This is a genomic window from Microbacterium sp. G2-16M (genome assembly GCF_055809115.1).
Genome location: NZ_CM147897.1, coordinates 1845130 through 1861419, shown reverse-complemented (window position 1 = coordinate 1861419; position 16290 = coordinate 1845130). Strand labels below are relative to the sequence as shown.

General features: G+C 70.6%; 16 protein-coding genes. 12 read left to right on the top strand and 4 right to left on the bottom strand.

The genetic code is table 11. The annotated features are described in order from the left end of the window. The first annotated feature begins 5 nt into the window (after positions 1 to 5). The 5 genes from AC0L6F_RS08805 to AC0L6F_RS08785 all read left to right on the top strand — a co-directional run bounded on the left by AC0L6F_RS08805 (position 6) and on the right by AC0L6F_RS08785 (position 5287). Positions 6 to 1595, top strand: coding sequence for an ABC transporter substrate-binding protein (locus tag AC0L6F_RS08805; protein ID WP_473537572.1), 1590 nt, complete (start codon positions 6 to 8; stop codon positions 1593 to 1595). Between the two features lie 146 nt (positions 1596 to 1741). Then, on the top strand, positions 1742 to 2563 hold the full coding sequence (locus tag AC0L6F_RS08800; protein WP_473537570.1) for an IclR family transcriptional regulator: 822 nt from the start codon (positions 1742 to 1744) through the stop codon (positions 2561 to 2563). 120 nt (positions 2564 to 2683) lie between these two features. Next, positions 2684 to 3277, top strand: coding sequence for a UGSC family (seleno)protein (locus AC0L6F_RS08795; protein WP_473537568.1), 594 nt, complete (start codon positions 2684 to 2686; stop codon positions 3275 to 3277). Next, positions 3274 to 4305, top strand: a complete 1032-nt coding sequence (locus tag AC0L6F_RS08790; protein WP_473537567.1) for a hypothetical protein — start codon at positions 3274 to 3276, stop codon at positions 4303 to 4305. The genes AC0L6F_RS08795 and AC0L6F_RS08790 overlap by 4 nt, the downstream gene beginning before the upstream one ends. A 139-nt stretch (positions 4306 to 4444) precedes the next feature. After that, positions 4445 to 5287 (top strand): SDR family NAD(P)-dependent oxidoreductase, encoded by an 843-nt coding sequence (locus AC0L6F_RS08785; protein ID WP_473537566.1) that lies wholly within the window; start codon positions 4445 to 4447, stop codon positions 5285 to 5287. A 177-nt stretch (positions 5288 to 5464) separates the two neighbouring features. Here AC0L6F_RS08785 and AC0L6F_RS08780 read toward each other — a convergent pair whose 3' ends face one another. Next, complete coding sequence (locus tag AC0L6F_RS08780; RefSeq protein ID WP_473537564.1) at positions 5465 to 6850, bottom strand: alpha/beta fold hydrolase; 1386 nt, start codon at positions 6848 to 6850, stop codon at positions 5465 to 5467. A gap of 249 nt (positions 6851 to 7099) precedes the next feature. On the opposite strand from AC0L6F_RS08780, the gene AC0L6F_RS08775 reads away from it, so the two are divergent. The 7 genes from AC0L6F_RS08775 to AC0L6F_RS08745 are packed head-to-tail and all read left to right on the top strand — an operon-like array spanning position 7100 to position 13660. Then, positions 7100 to 8314 (top strand): ABC transporter substrate-binding protein, encoded by a 1215-nt coding sequence (locus tag AC0L6F_RS08775; RefSeq protein ID WP_473537563.1) that lies wholly within the window; start codon positions 7100 to 7102, stop codon positions 8312 to 8314. A 2-nt stretch (positions 8315 to 8316) separates the two neighbouring features. Continuing rightward, a complete protein-coding gene (locus tag AC0L6F_RS08770; RefSeq protein WP_274636177.1) occupies positions 8317 to 9078 on the top strand; it encodes an ABC transporter ATP-binding protein in 762 nt (253 codons plus the stop codon). Next, complete coding sequence (locus tag AC0L6F_RS08765; RefSeq protein WP_354003015.1) at positions 9075 to 9752, top strand: ABC transporter ATP-binding protein; 678 nt, start codon at positions 9075 to 9077, stop codon at positions 9750 to 9752. Before AC0L6F_RS08770 ends, AC0L6F_RS08765 begins: the two co-directional genes overlap by 4 nt. A 1-nt stretch (position 9753) precedes the next feature. Further along, the gene (locus tag AC0L6F_RS08760) at positions 9754 to 10608 is read left to right on the top strand and encodes a branched-chain amino acid ABC transporter permease (RefSeq protein WP_274636175.1); all 855 of its coding nucleotides are present in this window, start codon (positions 9754 to 9756) and stop codon (positions 10606 to 10608) included. Further along, on the top strand, positions 10605 to 11657 hold the full coding sequence (locus AC0L6F_RS08755) for a branched-chain amino acid ABC transporter permease (protein WP_274636174.1): 1053 nt from the start codon (positions 10605 to 10607) through the stop codon (positions 11655 to 11657). The genes AC0L6F_RS08760 and AC0L6F_RS08755 overlap by 4 nt, the downstream gene beginning before the upstream one ends. Positions 11658 to 11709: 52 nt before the next feature. After that, a complete protein-coding gene (locus AC0L6F_RS08750) occupies positions 11710 to 12126 on the top strand; it encodes a MarR family winged helix-turn-helix transcriptional regulator (RefSeq protein ID WP_473539980.1) in 417 nt (138 codons plus the stop codon). 1 nt (position 12127) lies between these two features. After that, entirely contained in the window at positions 12128 to 13660 is a 1533-nt protein-coding gene (locus AC0L6F_RS08745; RefSeq protein WP_473537562.1) for a CocE/NonD family hydrolase, read from the top strand. Here AC0L6F_RS08745 and AC0L6F_RS08740 read toward each other — a convergent pair. The 3 genes from AC0L6F_RS08740 to AC0L6F_RS08730 are packed head-to-tail and all read right to left on the bottom strand — an operon-like array spanning position 13641 to position 16276. Continuing rightward, entirely contained in the window at positions 13641 to 14306 is a 666-nt protein-coding gene (locus AC0L6F_RS08740; RefSeq protein ID WP_274636171.1) for a hypothetical protein, read from the bottom strand. The genes AC0L6F_RS08745 and AC0L6F_RS08740 overlap by 20 nt on opposite strands. A gap of 5 nt (positions 14307 to 14311) precedes the next feature. Continuing rightward, positions 14312 to 15262: a DMT family transporter gene (locus AC0L6F_RS08735; protein ID WP_274636170.1), complete on the bottom strand. Its 951-nt coding sequence runs from the start codon at positions 15260 to 15262 to the stop codon at positions 14312 to 14314. A gap of 60 nt (positions 15263 to 15322) precedes the next feature. Then, complete coding sequence (locus AC0L6F_RS08730; protein WP_473537561.1) at positions 15323 to 16276, bottom strand: glycoside hydrolase 5 family protein; 954 nt, start codon at positions 16274 to 16276, stop codon at positions 15323 to 15325. Positions 16277 to 16290: the final 14 nt, after the last annotated feature.

Sequence of the window (16290 nt, the reverse complement as noted above, 5' to 3'; positions counted from 1 at the left end):
AGATCATGAGCAGAAGAAACAGCACCCGGGTGGCCGGGATCGTCGGCGCCCTCGCGGCGCTGGCGCTGGTCGCCACCGGCTGCACCGGCGGAAGCGCGGATGCCGACGGCGAGAAGGTGTACGTCCAGGCGATCGCCGACGACCCGATGGGCTTGAACGGACAGCTCATCAGCGGCGCGACGCCGACGATGTTCAGCGCCCAGATCATGGACACGCTGATCCGGATCGACGAGACCGGCAAGCTCACCCCCGGGCTGGCCGAGTCGTGGGACCTGAGCGACGACGGGCTGCAGCTCACGCTGCACCTGCGCTCCGGCGTGAAATGGCACGACGGCCAGCCGTTCACCGCCGAGGACGTCAAGTTCAACTTCGACGAGATCGTCGCCCTGCAGACGTTCGGCGCTGCGCTGGCCGACCACATCTCGTCGGTGGAGGTCACCGACGAGCACACCGTCGTGGTGCACTTCTCCGAGACGTACGGGCCCGTGCTCGAGACCGTCGCGCAGCAGTTCATGCTGCCCAAGCACGTGTACGAGGGCACCGACTACGTCACGAACAAGGCCAACATGGCCCCGATCGGCACCGGCCCGATGAAGTTCGACTCGTATGAGTCCGGTCAGCAGGTCGTCCTCGTGAAGAACCCGGACTACTGGGGCGGAAAGGTGCAGGTCGACCGGACCGTCTACCCGATCATGACCGATCCGAACGCGCGGATGGCGGCGCTGTCGACCGGCGAGGTGGACCGTGCCGACGTCGACCCGTCACAGCAGAAGAAGGTCGCCGACGATCCGAACCTGGAACTGCAGCGGACCGGGTTCTTCCCGCAGGACGTGACCGTGATGATGAACGGCAAGAGCACCGCGCTGGCCGATCCCGCCGTGCGCAAGGCGGTGTTCTCGGCGATCGACCGCAAGGCCGTCACCGACGTCGCCCTGGCCGGTCTCGGCGAGCCCGCCACTGGGTTCTTCCCGCCCGAGCTGGACTGGGCGCTGAACACCGACATCGACTTCGACCGCGAGTATCCCCGGAACGTCGATGCGATCAACGCGGCGCTGGATGACGCCGGGTTCCCGAAGAAGGCCGACGGCACCCGGTTCACGCTGAACGTGCGGTACATCTCCGAGCTTTCCGAGGTGGCCGCCACCGCCGAGATGGTCAAGTCGCAGCTGGCCGAGGTGGGCATCAAGACGAACCTCGTCGGCACCTCGGGGAGCGTGTTCACCGAGAAGGTGTACACCGACAGCGACTTCGACCTCGCGTTCCTGCGGTCCACCGTCGGGGCCGATCCGAGCACCGGGATCGTGCGTTGGTATGCCTGCAACCCCGACCGGGCCGCGGCATCCAACCCCTCGCAGATCTGCGACGACCGGATCCAGAAGGATGCCGACGCCGCGCTGGCCACCACCGACCGCGCCCAGCGCGGCGAGGCCTTCAAGGACCTGCAGCAGCGGGCCGACGAGCTGATGTTCTACGCGCCGATCAGCTGGTACTACGGCTCGTTCCCGACGGTGAACACCACGCGCTGGGACGGGCAGCTGGACCGCCAGCCGTCCACGAGCATGCTGCCGTGGACCACGATGTCGCTGAAGGGCTGATCCGCGCCGCGGCAAGGCAGCGACAGCACAGCGGCGGGGCCGTCCGGGATCCGGGCGGCCCCACCGTCTTCCGTGCAGCGAAAAGGGCGATCATCGGCGGCAGCCGTGGGCCTAGCGTCGATTCCGACGGTGAGGGAGGAACGAGGATGTCCGCCGACAGCCTGATCGATGCACCGAAGATGACCGCGGCCGGCCGTGTGCTCGCGTTGCTGGGCGCGTTCACGAAGGGCGGCGGGCGGCTCACCCTGTCTGAGATCAGCCGCCACGCCGGGCTGACGCTGACCACCACCCACCGGCTCGTGCACGAGGTGCTCGCGTGGGAGGGCCTGGAGGTCGACGAGTGCGGCAAGTACCGGCTGGGGCCGAAGATCCTCGAACTGGCCTCGACCTCCACCGAGGGGCTGCGGCTGCGTGAGCGGGCACTGCCGCACCTGATCGATCTGCACCGGCGCACGAACATGACCGTCCACTTCGCGGTGCGCAACGGGCTGGATCTCATCTACCTCGAGGCGCTGCGCCCGCATCCGAACTACACCGGCCAGAACCGGATCGGCGGTCGGCTGCCGATGCACGTCGGCGGCACCGGCCTGGTGCTGCTCGCGTTCGCCCCGGACGACGTGATCGACGAGTACCTGCGGGGCCCCCTGCGTCGCTACACGCCGCAGACGATCGTCGACCCGGGAGAGTTGCGCGCGCTGCTGGAGCGCATCCGCCATGACCGCGTCTCGATCACGCGCGGCCTGCTGACCGCCCGCGCCGGCTCGGTGGCGGCGCCGGTGACCGGACCGGATGGCCAGGTCGAGGCATCCGTCGGTCTGGTGTGCCTGCTGGACCGGTATGAGCCCGAGCAGTACGCCGAGCTCGTGCGCGGCACCGCGGTGCGGGCCTCGCATGCGCTGCTGGACCGGCCGGCGCCGATGAGCCCGGGGGCGCGCGAATTCCACCTGCGGCATCTCGCGCGGCGCTGAGCGGGGCGTCCGTCAGGTCCGGCGCTGCAGTTTCCGCTTCCACCGCGCGGAAGCGGCCGGCGACGGCGACCGTCTCGGCGTCGCATCCTGGTCCGACGCGAGACGCCAGGAGGACCCGCGATGCAGACCATCATCGATCCGACCGTGAGCACGGCCCGCGTCGTGCCGACCCCGAGTCCGCGCCGTGCCCCGCGGCAGCCGTCGCTGCACGGACTGCGGGTCGGGCTGCTGGAGAACACCAAGCGCAACGCCGCCGCGCTGCTCGGCGACCTGGGTGAGATCCTCGCCGATCGGCACGGCGCCGGCCGGCTCGTGGCCCGGACCAAGCGGCCGTTCGCGCTGCCCCTGTCCGACGAGCTGCTGCACCAGCTGACCGCCGAGTGCGACGTGGTCGTGATCGGCGTGGGCGACTGCGGCTCGTGCAGCGCCGCGGCGGTCGCCGACGGGGTGGCGCTGGAGCAGGCCGGGATCCCCACCGCGGTCATCTGCACCGATGCGTTCGCGACGACCGCCCAGGCGATGGCCGATCTGAAGGGCGACGGCGGATTCCCCTATCTGCTCACCGCCCATCCCGTCGCCAACCTCAGCGCCGACGAGCTGGGAGTCCGGGCGCACGAGCTGGCCGACGCGGTCGCGGCGCGGATGACGGATGCCGCGGGGCCGGTGGCGGATGACGCAGCGCGGATGACGGATGCCGCGGGGCCGGCCGCGTGAGCGCCGACACCGTCCTCGACCCGCAGGCGGCCCACGCCGTCGCCGACCATCTCTACGAGCGGGGCTGGTCGGACGGGCTGCCCGTGCTGCCGGCGACCGAGGAGTCGATCGCCGGGTTCCTGGCCGGCACCGCGCGCGACCCGGACGAGATCGTCGCCCGGCACGTCGGCCTGGGTCGGGCGGTCACGGTGCGCGACGCGGCCGTGCACGCGGTGATGGCCGGCTGTCGGCCGGAGTACTTCCCGGCGGTGCTGGCCGCATGGGACGCGCTCTCGGCCGATCGAGCCGCCGGCGGCGGCGGATGGCAGAGCACGAGTGGGCCGGCGCCGCTGGTGATCGTGAACGGGCCGCTGCGCGCCGAGCTCGGCGTGAACGCCGCCGGGGGCGTGCTCGGGCCGGGATTCCGGGCCAATGCGGCCATCCCGCGCGCCCTCGGACTGACCGTGCGCAACGGGTTCGGCATCCGCCCGCATGAGTTCGAGCAGGCGACCCAGGGACTTCCCGGCCGGTGGACGATGGGCATCGCCGAGGACGAGGAGTCCAGCCCGTGGGAGCCGTTCTCGGTCGACGGCGGGCTGCAGCCGGGCGACAGCGCGGTGTCGGTGATGCTGGTGCGCACGTGCGAGTTCGTCGACAACCGGCACTTCACCGACCCGGTCGAGGTGCTGCGCGACCTCGCCGACACGATCCAGCGGTCCGGTGCCTGGATCTTCCGTCATTCCTCGGTGGGCATTGTGCTCAACCCGGACCACGCGCGCGTCTTCGCCGAGGCGGGGATGTCGAAGCAGGACGTGCGCGAGTGGCTCGTCGCACACGCCGGCCGGACCGAGGGCGAGCTCGCCGCGGTGGGCAAGGGGCTCAGCCGGCTGCCGGAGGGTCCGTTCCCGGACGACCACTTCCACCCGGTGTTCGCCGACGCGTCCGCCGTCAGTCTGCCGATCATCGTCGCCGGCTCGCCGAACGCCGCGATGTCGATGGTGTTCCGCGTGTTCGGGGAGTGGTCCGGCCGGGCCTTCCCGGTGAGGTGAGGGCTCGACCTCTGGCTCGGGCTTCTCCCGCTGTCGCTCCGCGTGGACGGCCTGGGCTTCCGCCCGGCGAAACCGACCACGTGGCGGGAGGTGTCGGTCGGCCAGAGTGGGAGACATCCCGACACGAAGGAGCGACCCGATGCCCAGCGATCCGTCCACGTGGGAATTCCCCGTCACCGATGCCCTCGCCACGGCAGGGCCGCCGTGGCTGCCCGGCCGGGTCGCCGTCGTCGCCGGCGGCGGACTGAGCGGCCCCGAGGGGGGCGTGGGCTTCGCGATGGCATGGCTGTACCACCGCAACGGCGCCGCGGTGGCGGTGCTCGATCGGGACGAGGCCGCCGCGCAGCGCACCGTCGACGGCATCCGGGCCGCGGGCGGCGAGGCCGAGGCCTTCATCGTGGACATGACCGACGACGCGGATGTCGCCCGGACGGTGGATGCCGTCATCGCGCGCTTCGGACGGATCGACGTGGTCGCCGACTCGATCGGCGGCGGCGGCGTGGAGGGCATCTTCGAGACGAGCGTCGAGGCGTGGGACTTCGCCATGGACCTCAACCTGAAGTCGGCCTGGTACCTGCTGCGGCATGCGCAGAAGCACATGACCGAGGGCGGCTCGGCCGTGCTGATCTCGTCCGGCGCGGCCGAGGGCCGCGGACCCGGCCTGCCGTACAGCATCGCCAAGGCGGCGCTGGAGAAGCTCACCACCGGCGCCGCCGCGACCCTCGCGCCGCGCCGCATCCGCGTCAACTGCGTCCGCGTGGGCATGATCTGGGGCGCGTTCGCCGCGCACGGCATGAACCAGGAGCAGCGCGAGATCCGCCGGCAGAACGTGGCGATGGGAGTCGAGGGCAACAACTGGGACATCGCCTCGGCGGCCCTGTTCTTCTCCACCGACGCCGCCCGCTGGGTGTCCGGCCAGATCCTCTACGTCGACGGCGGCGGCTTCGCGATGCGCAACGTCGGCCAGGCCGGCGCGAAATAGCCGGCCCGTCGCATTCGCGGACGGCCACGTTCGCGGCCCGGACCTGAACCGGCCGTCACCTTCCCCGAGTGGTCGGAATTCGGATGCCGATTCCGACCGTTTCTGACGAGTCAGCGCGAGCCGGCCATCACGCCGAGCCGGCCCGGGCCCACGGCCCGGGCCGGATCAGACCCCGAGTCAGCGCCAGGAGGGGCGGTGGTGCCGCGGCGGGTAGGTGCGCGCGTTCACGAACGTGGCCGGGTGATACGTGATGAAGCTGCTGTCGCCGTAACCCGTGATATCCGCCGCCCGGGTCAGGGCGTGCGCCGTCGTGCTCGGCCAGTGGCCGGTGGACACGCGGGCGTGCACGGTGTTCAGCGCTCCCACGATCTCGGCCGGCGTGAAGTTGCAATGCCCGATCGACTGCGTGTACGCCTGGCGCAGCAGGTGGCCGCGGCCGGCGCGGTTCACCTGGTCGCGGTACTGGCGCTCGTACGTGATCGGCGCGAGCTGGTCGCTGATCGTGTGCAGCGTGAGCTCGGGCACCGTGATCTTGCCGGTGACCGTGGACGTCGCGGTCAGGTTGCGCAGCGCGTCGGCATCCGGGGCGATGTCGGCGGTCCGGGTGAGCGTGCGCAGATCGGCGTCGAGGTCGAGCCCCGCCGTCCGGTACAGCGCGCGGATCTGCGGGTACCGGTCGGATCGCCGGATCATCTTCGCGTAGTCGACGCCGACGTTCCAGGACGCGTTGCCGCCGGCGGATGCTTCGATCGAGGGGCGCCCCGAAATGACGAAGCTCAGCTGCGGAGGCAGCCACGCGGCCTCCTGCGCCTGCTGCTCGGCGTAGCCGGTGGGCGGGGTGTCGCCGCTGATCCAGTCGGGCGTCTGCATCAGAGCCGCCGCCAGGGCGATGCGCGCGCGGCCCTGGGCCGTCTGCTGCCCGGCGGTCACGGCATCCGTCAACGCCGCCGTCGCCGCCTGCACCTGCCCGGAATCGGCGTAGTCGACCAGCTGGATGTCGGGGTCATCGGCCAGCAGCTGGGCGATGGCGTGCTCCCCGTCGAGCTGGTAGTTGTTCAGGTTCACCCCGCCGCCCAGCAGCCCGCAGGTGGTCAGGGCGCCGTCGATGCGGCCGTTGCCGCGCTCGGCCTCCTGCGCGCTGATCAGCCCGCCCATCGACGTGCCCAGGGCGAGCACCTGCCGCGGGTGGCCGATCACGCTCTTCGCGGCGGCGAGCGCCGCGAACTGGTCGTCGGTGGCGGATGCCAGGGCCCACAGGCTCGGTCCGCTGTACGAGGATCCGACCAGCGCGTAGCCCGAATCCAGCAGCGCGGCCTGGGTGTCGGGGTTCGGGGCGTCGGAGGGACTGAGCGTGCCGAAGCCGTGGCTGTACAGCACGAGCACGCCGTTCCAGTCGGCGGGCTTGTCGGCGACCCAGGTCGCACCGTCGGCGAGGGTCCCGGTGAAGTGGGTGGATGAGGGGGCGGTGGTCGTGGCGTCGGCCTGAGCGGCGACACCTCCGGTGAGCACGAGCGCCGCGGCTGCGGCGACCGTCGTGAAGGCGCGGGTGAATCCTCTGGTCATGCGAACTCCTTCGTCCGAACAGTAGGTGACGGGAACAATTATCAGGACTCCTGTGAATTGCACAAGGGGGTCCGGCTCCCGACCTTCGTAAGAAGCGGATGTCACGGCCTCGCATCGTTCTGGGGTTGAGGGTTGACTCCGGCCCCTTCGCTCGTTCATACTTCCTGACAGTCAGGCAACCTGATAATGGCGCCGATGCAACCCGATGATGACGCCGACTTCTGTGTTCAACGATGAATCGGAGAGACCATGAGATCCAAGACCCTGCTTGCCGTCGCCGCATTCGCCACAGCATCCGTCACCGCGCTCGCGCTGGCGGGATGCTCCGCAGGAGGCAGCACATCACCGTCCGGCAGCGCCGCCGGGCCCATCAAGATCGGCGCGGTCATGCCCCTGACCGGCCCGCTGTCGGCGCTCGGAGCCGGTGACAAGGAGGCGGCCGAGCAGACGGTCGCCGACATCAACAAGGCCGGCGGCATCAACGGCCAGAAGATCGAACTGACGGTCGTCGACGACAAGACCGACCCCACAGAGTCGGTCAAGCAGTTCAACCAGATGGCGTCCGACTCGAGCTACTCGGCGATGCTCGCCAGTTCGATGACGTCCGCGGCGATGGCCGTCAGCTCCAGCATCACCCAGTACAAGATCCCGACGATCGCGCTCAGCCCGGTCGACGGATACGTGGACGGCAGCAACCCCTACGCGTTCACCTCGCCCGGCAGCACGAAGATCTACGCCGCCGCCCTCGTGGACTATTGGAAGGCGAAGGGCGTCAAGACCGTCGCCGTGGCCTACACGGGCACCGACCTGTACGGGCAGACGGGTGAGAAGTCGACCAAGAGCCTGGCCGAGGCCGCCGGCATGCAGATCGTGCTGGACGAGGCCTACGACCCGGCCGCCACCGACTTCACGCCGCTGATCACCAAGGTCGTCGCCGCCAAGCCCGACGCGTTCGTGCAGTGGGGCTCCGGACCGGCGCCGGTCATCATCACCAAGCAGATTGCCGGCAAGGGCGTGCCGTTCTACGTGACCGGCTCGCAGGCGTCCAACCTGTGGCTGGAGCCGTCCGGTGCCGCCGCCGAGGGCGTCATCGGCGCCACGACCGCGGCGCTGGACCCCGACGCCATCCCCGCCGGTCCGTACAAGGACCTGGTGATGGCCGTGGCCGGCCCGTGGCGCGCGCAGCACGACAACGTGAACCCGCCCGAGTTCGCATACGGCGGGGCGACGGCGATCGAGCTGCTGAAGAACGCGATCGAGAAGGCCGGCTCCACCGACCGGGACAAGATCCGGGATGCTCTGGAGGCGACCGATCTGCTGACCCCGAACGGCCACTACCACTACAGCAAGACCGACCACATGGGCCTGGACGCGAGTGCCATCGGCATCATGGTGGTCAAGGACGGCGTCTGGACGGCCACCGACTACCAGGCGGAGAAGTTCAAGACGGACGCGCCGAAGTAGCCATGCTCGAGGTCGACCGGCTCTCCCGGGCGTTCGGCGGCGTGTATGCGGCGCGGGATGTCTCCCTCAGCGTCGCGGACGGCGAGCTGCGCGGGGTGATCGGCCCGAATGGTGCGGGCAAGTCGACGCTGTTCACGATGATCAGCGGACACCTGCACCCCCATTCGGGTCGGATCACCCTCGACGGCGAGCACATCGACCGGCTCCCGCCGCACCGGCGTGCCCGGCGGGGTGTGGCGATCGTGTTCCAGGGGGCGCGGATCTTCCCCGGGATGTCGGTGCTGGCCAACGTCGCCGTGGGCGCCACCGCGCGCACCCGGGCGGGGGCGGCCAGCGCCGTCCTGCGCCTGCCGCGGCACCGACGCGAGGAGCGCGAGATCTTCGCCTCGGCGCGCGAGGCGCTGGCCCGGGTGGGGCTGGCCGACTGGGCCGACCGGGACGCCGAGCAGCTGCCGCTGGGCCAGCAGCGGCGCCTGCAGCTGGCCCGGGCGCTGACCGCCCGGCCGAAGCTGCTGCTGCTGGACGAGCCGGCGTCGGGACTGCGGGCGAGCGAGCGACGCGACCTGTCGCAGCTGATCCGCGAGCTGCACGGCGACGGCATGACCATCATGCTGATCGAGCACGACGTGTCGATGGTGACGTCGCTGGCCGACCGCATCACCGTCCTGGATCTCGGCGAGGTCATCGCCGACGGCACCCCCGACGAGATCCGCCGCGACCCGCGCGTGATCTCGGCGTACCTGGGCAAGGCGGCCGCGGCATGATGCTCACCATCGACGACCTGGTCGTCCGCTACGGGGCGGCCACGGCTCTGGACGGCGTCTCGCTGACCGTGGATGACGCGGAGCTGGTCGCCCTCGTGGGTCCGAACGGGGCGGGCAAGACATCCCTCGTGAACGCGATCTCGGGGCTGGTCAAGACCGTGTCCGGACGGATCGAGGTCGGCGGGCGCGTCGCCCAGGTGCCCGAGGGACGGCAGATGTTCGGCGAGCTCAGCGTCGAGGACAACCTGCGCCTGGGCGCCTGGCGGCACCGTCCGAAGGACATCGGCCCGGTGTACGAGCTGCTTCCCGACCTGCAGCGCCTGCGCCGGCAGCGCGCCGACACCCTCTCCGGCGGCCAGCAGCAGATGGTCGCGGTCGGTCGCGCCCTGATGGCCCAGCCCGACCTGCTGGTGGTCGACGAGCTCTCGCTCGGGCTCGCGCCGATGGTGGCCGCGCAGCTGGTCGAGCATCTCGCCGAGCTCAATCGCTCGCGGGGGACCGCCGTGCTGCTGATCGAGCAGGAGATCGGGTTGGCCTTCGAACTGTGCTCGCGCGCCTACGTGCTCGAATCCGGACAGATCGTCACCGAGGGGCCCACCGCGCAGCTGCGGGACGCCCCCGAACTGCAGGACGCCTACTTCGGCGGCCTCGATCCGAACGCGACGGGAGTCTGACATGCAGGCGTTCCTCACCTACCTGCTCTCGGGTCTCGCGCTGGCGGGATCGTTCGCCCTCGTCGGCAGCGGCATGGTCGTCGTGTACCGGGTCACCCACGTGCTCAACTTCGCGCAGGGCATGCTCGCGGTGTTCGGTGCGATGATCTCCTACACGCTGCTGAGCGGGATGCTGCCGCACGGCGTCGCGGAGCTCGTGGCCGTGATCTGCTGCGCCGTGATCGGCGTGGCCATCGGCATCGTCGCGATCGGCAAGCGCGGCACGCCGCCGATGATCTCGCTGCTGATCACCCTCGGGCTGGGCATGATCGCCGAAGCGGTCGTGGTCGCGATCTGGGGGCAGAACCCGGTCTCGCCGCCGGGCCTCGGGGGCAGCATCCAGATCCTCGGTGTGAACCTGGCCAGCCAGCGCATCCTCGTGTTCCTGGTGGCGCTGGTGACGTTCGCGCTGCTGAGCCTGTTCTTCGCCCGGACCGACATCGGCAAGGCGCTGACCGCGGCGGCATCCAACCCGCGCGCGGCCCGGCTGGTCGGCATCAACACCCGGATGATGGGGCTCGTCGCGTTCGCGATCGCCGGCGCGCTCGGGGGCCTTGCCGGCGTGCTCATCGCCCCGACCACGGCGGTGTCGGTGTCCTCGGACCTTCCGCTGATCCTCAGCGGCTTCGCCGCCGCGATCTTCGGCGGGCTGCGCAGCCCGTGGATGACGTTCCTGGGCGCGGTGATCCTGGGCGTGGTCGGGCAGCTGGTCGCCGCCTACGGCAACGGCTCGTACCAGACCCCGGTCGCCCTGCTCATGATGCTGGTCATCATGATCGTGCGAGCCGGCACGATGAACCCCGAGGAGGCGAAATGAGCACCAGCGCCGTGCGCGTGCGTCCGGCCCTGGGCCGGGCCCGCTGGATCGCGGCCATCGCCGTGTTCGTGCTCCTGGGGCTGGTCCCGCTGGTCCTGACCGACCTGACGTTCTTCGTCCAGACCGTGCTGGCCGCGGTCGTGGTCACCGGGCTGTCGCTGTTCATGGGCTACGCCGGCCAGGTGTCGCTGGGCCAGAGCGCCTTCGTCGCCGTCGGCGGGCTCACCGTGGCGACCCTGACCGTCAACCTCGGGTTCCCGCCGCTGCTGACCCTCGTGCTGGCGCCGATCCTCGGGGCGGTGGTGGCCGCGCTCATCGGCTGGCCGCTGCTGCGGCTGCGCGGGCACTACCTCGCGTTCGGCACCCTGGCCGTGCTGCTGATCATCCAGACGGTCATGGCGACGGTGCCGTTCCTCGGCGGCGGCGTGGGCATCTTCGGCATCCCGCCGCTGTCGGTCGGACCGATCGTGTTCAGCGGCCAGCTCCCGTACGCGTATCTGGCCCTCGCCGCGCTGGCGGCGGCGATGGCCACCGTGCACAACCTCGTGAACTCACGGTTCGGCCGCGGCATCCGGGCCCTGGCCGGCAGTGAGAGTGCGGCCGCCTCGAGCGGCGTCCCGGTGCTGCGCAGCAAGGTGGTCGTGTTCGCCATCGCCGGCGCCTTCGCGGGCCTGGCCGGCGGCATCGGCGCGTTCTTCACGCCCTTCGTCAGCCAGGACACCTACCCGCCGCTGGCCTCGTTCGGCTACGTCATCATGGCCATGGTCGGGGGGCTCGGCACCCTCTGGGGCGGGGTGGTCGGCGCGGTCGCGCTGAGCCTGTGGCTGCAGCTGCTCAGTGCCCTGGCCTCGCTGCCCGGCCTGCCGCCGACGGCGGGGCCCATCCTGCAGTACGCCGGATATGGCGTCGTGCTGGTCGTGTTCCTGCTGCTGCTGCCGCGCGGCATCGTGCCGTCGGTGACGGATGCGGTGGCCCGGCTTCGGCGCGGCGGCCGCCCACCGGCGGCCGGGGCCGCCGTGCACGAGGAGGCCGTCGTCGATGCCCGCTAGCGCGCGGTCGACGGCGCCGGCGTCGACCGCGACCGAGGCGCCGCCGGTGACCATGCTGTACCTGATCAAGCAGGTCGAGCTCGCCGTCCGCTCCCGCCTGGACGAGCTGGCCGCCGCACACGGCATCACCGCCGTCCAGTACACGGTGCTCACTGTGCTCGAACGGCACCCGGGGCTGATCGCCGCGCAGCTGGCGCGCATGTCGTTCGTACGCCCGCAGAGCATGACCCAGCTGCTGGACACCCTCGAATCGCGCGACCTGGTCCGCCGGGTCCCCGACCCGTCGTCTCGGCGGCAGCAGCACATCTCGCTCACCGAGACCGCCTACGAGCTGCTGGAGCGGATGCGCGGACCGGTCGCCGAGATCGAACAGGACATGACGGCCTCGCTCTCGCACGCCGACGCGCAGTCGCTGCGCGCCATGCTCCAGGCCTGCCGCATCGGGCTGGCCGGAAGCGCAGCCCACTGACATGGCCGCGTACCGTGTCAGTGGCCTGCGCATCCCGCTGCGCGACGGCATCACCCTCGGCGCCGACCTGTACACCCCGGCCGGGGAGTCGAAGGGGCTGCTGCTGACCCGCGGCCCGTACGGCCGCGGCCGCATGATCGCCCGCAGGATGGCGGGGCCGTGGGCCGCGCAGGGCTGGACCGTGCTGTTCGTCAGCAGTCGCGGCACCGCCGACTCGGGCGGTCAGTTCGACCCGATGCGCACCGAGCAGGCCGACGGTCAGGATGTCGCGGCCTGGATGCGCGAGCAGGCCTGGTACCCGGGTCGGTTCGCGACCGTCGGCGGATCGTATCTCGGCTACACGCAGTGGGCGATGCTCGCCGACCCGCCCGCCGACCTGGTCGCCGCGGTGGTGCTGATGGGTCCGCACGACTTCAGCCGGCACGCCTGGGGCACCGGCACGTTCACCCTCGACCTGTTCGGCTGGACCGAGCAGACGGTCGTGCTCGGCGGGCGCGGCATCCTGCGCACGATCCTGGGCATGATCACCGCGAACCGCCGGCTGCGGCCGGTCCTGCAGGCCACCCCGACCGTGGATGCGGCCGTCGCGCACTTCGGTGACGCCGCCCCGTGGCTGCGCGACCGGCTGGTGCGCGACGATCTCGCCGACCCCTATTGGGCGCCGATGCAGCACGCCGAGGCGCTGGAGCGCACCGACATCCCCGTCCTGATCCTCGGCGGATGGCAGGACATCTTCCTGCGGCAGAGCATCCAGCAGTACCGCCGGCTGCGCGAGCGGGGCGTCGAGACGGCCCTGACGGTCGGCCCGTGGACCCACCTCGACCTGACCGGCGCCGCCGCCAAGGTCACGACGGTCGAGACCCTCGCCTGGCTGGATGCGCACGTGGCCGGGATCCCGGCACCGGCGCGGATGGCGCGGGTCCGGGTGTACGACAAGGGGACGGATGCCTGGGTCGAGCGGGACGACTGGCCCGCGGCATCCACCACCCGGACGCTGCACTTCGACGGCGCGGCGCTCGCCGAGGCGCCGGGCACGGCGCGCGAACGCCGGTTCGTGTACGACCCGGCCGATCCGACGCCGACCGTCGGCGGCAACATCATCAGCGGCGGGGGATACGTCGAGGACGGCCGGCTCGCCGACCGCGGCGACACGCTGGTCTACTCCACCGCCGTGCTGGAAGAGGATGTCGTGGTGCGCGGGGCGCCGATCGTCGAGCTCGAGCACGCCGCCGAGCACCCCGACGCCGACCTGTTCGCGCGGATCAGCGACGTGGACCCCCGCGGCCGCTCGCACAACGTCGCCGAGGGCTGCGTGCGGCTGCGCGGGGACGCGAACGGCCCGGTGCGGGTCGAGCTGCTCGACACCGCGTACACGTTCCGGGCGGGCCACCGCATCCGGCTCGTCCTGGCCGGCGGATCGTTCCCGCTGTTCGCCCGCAGCGCCGGCACGGGCGAGAATCCGCTGACCGCGGCCGCGCTCGTGCCGAACACGCACACCGTGACCGAGGGCACGCTCACGCTGCCGGTCGCGTGACGGATGCTTCCGCGGCCTTCTCGTCGGCGCGTCGACGCCGCAGGTGCATGACGAGTCGGACTGCTGCGCCCATCGCCAGTCCGATGAGGATGGCGGGCCCGTGCTCGTTGCCGATCGCAGTCAGTGCGATTCCGATCAGCACCAGGACGCTCACACCCACCAGGGAAGCTGGACGGACGGGCCGTCGAAGCGTGATCACGGCGGCGGCCGCGACAAGCGCCAGGGTCGCCATCGAGTTCCCGGCGCCGGGATGCGAGAGCTGCAGCAGCATGCTCGCCAGTCCGCCCACGATGAACGACATCAGTGCAAGGGCTCCGGGCAGAGCCCGTCCGACGATGAGCAGCGTGACCGCCAGGATCGACAGATTGCTCAGTGTGCCGGCCAGGCCGCCGTCCTGAAGGACGTTCGCCGTCACGATACGCCACCATTGCCCCTGCTCGACGACGGCGTTGTTGCGCATGCCGGCATCGAGAAGCTCCGGTACGGCGAGCTGGAGGAGGGAGGGTATCGCGACGACGAGCCAAAGGATCAGCGCCCACCAGGTGAAGCGCACCGGTGGGCGGCCGGGTTCACGTGCCAGTGATGTGGAGGCGATGGCCAGCCAACCCGCCGCGAAGGCGACCCAGAGCACAAGCGATTCAGTCAAGGGACTCATTCTGCAACTTCCGTTCTACCCCGATTTCCGTGGTCGTGCGGGGTGATGTGGGCCGGTGACGCGGTCGATGTCGGACGCGCGGACCTCACCTGCGCGATGCAGGCGAGCGATCCGAACGCGAGGCCCACCAGCGTCGAGACCCCGATCCCCACGCCCTGGATGCCCCACGAGGCCAGGGCGGCGACGGCGGGGATCATGGCGAACAGGATCGATGCCTGGCGCGCGCCGGAGCGTCGCACGCATGCCGCATAGAGCACGGTGCCCAGTGTCGAGGTGATGACCAGCACGCCCAGAACCACGGCGGCTTCCACCATGTCTGTCACGTGATTCTTCGTCGTGGTCGACAGAATCGCCGCGACGGGGATCGATGCGGTCACGCCGATGGCTGTGAACGCCACCGGAGTGACACCGGTGAGCTGCCGCCCTTGGAGGAAGGAGCCGCCGCTCAGCCCGATCAGGGCGATGAGAGTGGCAACGACCGCCGGCCCGAGCCCCGGGTCGGAGACGAGCTTCGGCAGGCATGCGACGACGACGCCGATGGTTCCGGATGTCAGAGCGAGGTAGCCCCAGCGGTTCTCCCGGACGCCGTGCAGCGAGCGGTTCAACAGCGCAGTTGCGACGGGGTTCATGGCGATCACCAGTGCGCACACGCCCGCTCCCACTCCGTGGGCCATCGCCCAGTACGCGGCCAAGAACTGCATGCCCTGGACGAGCGCTCCTGCTGCAACGCTCCACCACAGCTGTCGGCCCCGCGGCACGAGCGGCTCTGCGCGCTGCGGCTCGCGGATGTGCTGCAGCAGAAGCCAGAGCCACAGCGCCCCGGCGGTCACGGTGAAGCGCAGGGTGATCAGCAGAAAGGGGCTGACGATGGATGCCGCGATGGCACCGATCGGGTAGCTGACGGCGTAGAAGATGATGGCGCCGAGAGGAACAAGTGGTCGTCTCATGGATTCCAGCATCGATATGCAGCCGTGCTCGGGGCAGGATCGATCGAGGATGATGATCGGTCACTTCTCGGCGTCGTCCCAGAGCTCTGCGATCGTGCGGCGCAGGCGGTCGAACGCGGGCTTCGGAGCGTAGTCGTCCCGCATGATCCCGAACAGGTGAAAGGGGTCGGTGCGAGTGCTGTCTGCGTCGCGCAGCGCGAACAGCTCCCAATGTGTGATGTTGAGATCGTGCCGACGGCCATGAACGCGGCGCAGCACCCTGTCGAGCACCTCGGCCTGCTGTTCCTCGGAGCGCCCTTCTCCGGTGGGCCAGCCCGTCTCACAGACGCGAATCGGTGTTGTACGGCCGATGCCGACCAGGGGAAGGGCGATGTCGCGAAAGGTGCCGAGCATCGCATCTACGGCACGATCGAGATCTTTCAGTTCGATGCGGCCGCCGAAGACGTCGGGGTACATGTCCAGTCCGGCATAGTCGACATTCGCTGCGAACTCGGGCCCGGCGATCGCGGCGAGCGCCGGCCAGAACCTGCCGTCGAGGGGACTCTGTTCGGGAACGACTGCGAAGCCGATCGCTGCGGTGGCAGAGACCGTCCGTTTCGTCTCCGCAGCGACGGCGACGCCGCGAACGAGAGCTTCGATGACGCGCGGGAACGTCCCGTCCCCGGCATCGGGGATCCCGATGAGGTTCGGTTCTCCCGTGATCTGCACCGCGGCGAGGGCCGTCCCGTAGCGCCGGACCACCTCGGCGACGAACTCGCACCACGATTCGATGTCACTGGTGCGATTGCGGTACGCCAGCACCAGATCCCACGTCAAGCCGGTCTCCACGAGCGCGGATATCTGCGCGAGCACGGTCGCCGTGGCTTCCGGTCCGACCCAGATGACGTACGAGCGGGCGAGCACCGTGGCGTGCGGCGGCGCGAGGCGCTCGAGGGCCGTGCGGATCCGGCCGAGATCATCTGGACGCCCGCTGGCGATCCCGTCTGGGCCGGCTGCGAAGCCGAACGGGTACACGCCGATCGTGAGTC